Annotated in this window: 1 protein-coding gene; it reads left to right on the top strand. The window is 29.5% G+C overall.

Features of this window, described 5'->3' with window-relative positions; all coding sequences use genetic code 11:
• The coding region (locus ACKI5C_RS01185) for a condensation domain-containing protein (protein ID WP_407431217.1) at positions 1-3,037 on the top strand (3,037 nt) is incomplete at both ends.

The following is a 3,037-nucleotide window of genomic DNA, read 5'->3' as shown; positions in this document are numbered from 1 at the left end:
ACTGGTTGCCTATGTTGTTGTATCTAGTGAAATAGACGGATATGATCTTAAAGAAGATATCTGTAATTATGTAGGCAAGTATAAACCTGATTATATGCTCCCATCATTTGTTATAAGTTTAGATAATATTCCTTTGACTGTCAACGGTAAAGTTAATCGTCGTGCCTTGCCGGAAGTTGATTTAAGTGAGTTACATGAAGAATATGTTGCTCCAATGAATGAAACTGAAGAGAAAATAGTTAATGCATATGAAATTGTATTTAATCAAGAAAACATTGGATTGTATGATGATTTTGTACGTCTCGGCGGAGATTCAATAACTGCAATCCGTCTTATTTCATTGCTTAAAAAAGATAATCTTTCATGTACTGCTAGGGATATATTGAATTATAAAACTCCATACCTTATTGCTAAAAATATTGAAAATAAGGAAGATATTGTATATGATGCTGTAGAAGGGGCAGTTGATTTACTGCCAATACAAAGTTATTACTTTAATGAAGTGAACAATGACGAATATTCCCAAGAATTTATTTTAAGATCCAATATAAAGTTGAATTTAAATATTTTACAAAATGCTTTTGATAATTTGACAGTCATTCATGATATGTTACGGGCCATCTTTAAAGTAAATGATAATGAAGTTATACAAGAGATAATGCCAATAAATTCACGTGTTTGCCAAATAAATGAAATTAAAATTGAAGATAGTTTAAATGATGCTATTAAACAGATTATAATCGATTCCAAATCAAAATTAAATATTAATTCCAAATTAATGGACATAACACTTGTCAATTATAATGGGGAGTTTTATCTGATTTTTGTTATTCATCATTTGATTGTTGACGGCGTAAGCTGGAGTATTATACTTGATGATTTGTCATATATTTATAATCAGTTATTAAATGAAAATGAAATTAATCTTTCCAGACCTTATCCATATAAATTATGGGTGGACAATATTAAGGAATTGGTAAATAACATTTCTGATGAGGAAAAAGAACATTGGATAAAAATTAATGCTTTATTGGATGATTCAACAATTAGGGGCGGAACCCAGCCATTTTCTTATAATATTGATGCATCATATGATGTGGATAATATATTAATGTTGTCTGAAGATGAGTATTGGGTTTTAGCAATTGCACGAGCCTATAAAAAGACTTATGGTGAGAATATTATATTGAATCGTGAGTCACATGGGCGTGATGAAAGTTTAGTTGATGTTAGTCATACTGTAGGTTGGTTTACAAGCCAATATCCTGTAAATATTGATGTAGAAGGAAATAATGACTCTCTTTCATTAGTTAATGATGTCTATAATCTTAAAGCTGCATTAAAAAATATCAATAATTTAGGTTTGAATTATGCTTCTTTAATTTATATTAATCAGGAATTAGATTTTAAACATGCTCCAGTTACATTTAACTTCTTAAGTAGCGAATTTGAATTTAAAAATGATTTATTTGAATCATTTAATGCTCATTTATTTGATAATGATAGAAATCCGCAAGAAATTATTGATTCCATTTCCTATGGTGTTACATTTAATGTATCCCGCATGGGTGAGCAATATGTTATAAACGGTGCATATGCTAAAGACACAAATATTGGAGATAAAATTTCTGAATTTATTAAAAATATTAAATTAGAAATGGATTTCCTAGATGCCTACGACATTAAGGAGAACATCGTTACACGCTTGTCTGAATCTCAATTGGGAATTTATTTGGATGAAAAAATTGAAGATAAAGGCATCGCCTATTTAACGTCCGGTATTTTCGAATGTAGTTTGGACAAATCCTTAGATGAGATTAAAAATGCCATTCATAATTTGATTGAAAGACATCCAATATTGAAAAGTCATGTTGTTGATAAAAAAGGCACTCCATTTTTGGTTTGTGACAGTTATCCATCTATTGAAATTATTGATGATGAGTCTGCCAAATTCTCTGAAGCTTTTGATTTAAATGAAAGTTTGGCCAGTTTCTATATTGTTAATAACGATGAAAATATAAAGATTTTGTTTGATATTCATCATATTATATGTGATGCCACTAGCCATCAAATAATTAATGAAGACTTAATGAACATTTTTAATGGTACTGTACATGATGATGTGGATTTGGCATTTGTTTATGACGCAATAAATTCATTTGAATCCAAATTTGATCCTATTTATGAAAATGCGCATGATTTCTTCAATGCTTGCTTAAGTGGCATGGAAGATGGGGCTGCTTTATTACCTGATGTTAATGGCAGTGAAAATAGGGTATCCCTTTCGGTAAAACATATTCGTGATGATGTCGAAAAATTCGCTAAAAATACAGGCATCACAGTGAATAATTTATTAAATGCAGTATTTGCATATACTTATTCTCGTTTTACCGGCAGCGATAAAGTCTACTTTAATTTTTCAGAACACGGTCGTCATGAAGATTATAACCAAAACGCTTTGGGAATGTTTGTTCGTACAATTCCTATAGTTGTTGATTGTAGTGCATCTTCTGTTAAAGATTACTTAACTAAAGTATCTGATTTGCTTTTAGATTCAATGACTTATAGCATTTATCCATTCAGGTTATTGGCAAACGAATTTAATTTAAACAATGATGTTTTCTTCGAATATAATGGAGATTTAAATGAAGTATATGACATTGGGGATGAGATTGTTGTTTACGATACAATGAGAGACACCGTTTCTGATTTAGTCTGTATTGTCAATAATTTGGATGATGGTTATCTAATAAGTATTGAACACTCAAATAAATATTCTAACGATACTATTATTCGTCTCATCACTGCATTTAAAGAAATTTTAATCCAAATATTGAAAAAAGATAATTTAAAAGACATTGTTTATACTTCAATCAATGATATTGAACTTTTAGATAGTTATAACGATACTGAGCATTCTTTAATTTATGAAGATATTTTAGATGCATTTAATGATAATTTATCCAGTAATCCTGAGAGTACGCTTGTATCTTATATGGATGTTTCTTATTCCTATGGTGAATGTGCTTTTATTGCT

The sequence above is a fragment of the Methanobrevibacter sp. genome (assembly GCF_045646045.1).
In the GTDB taxonomy this organism is placed as follows: Archaea; Methanobacteriota; Methanobacteria; order Methanobacteriales; family Methanobacteriaceae; genus Methanocatella.
The sequence above is the reverse complement of the archived record's forward strand: the minus strand, read 5'-3'. Positions and strand labels throughout refer to the sequence as shown.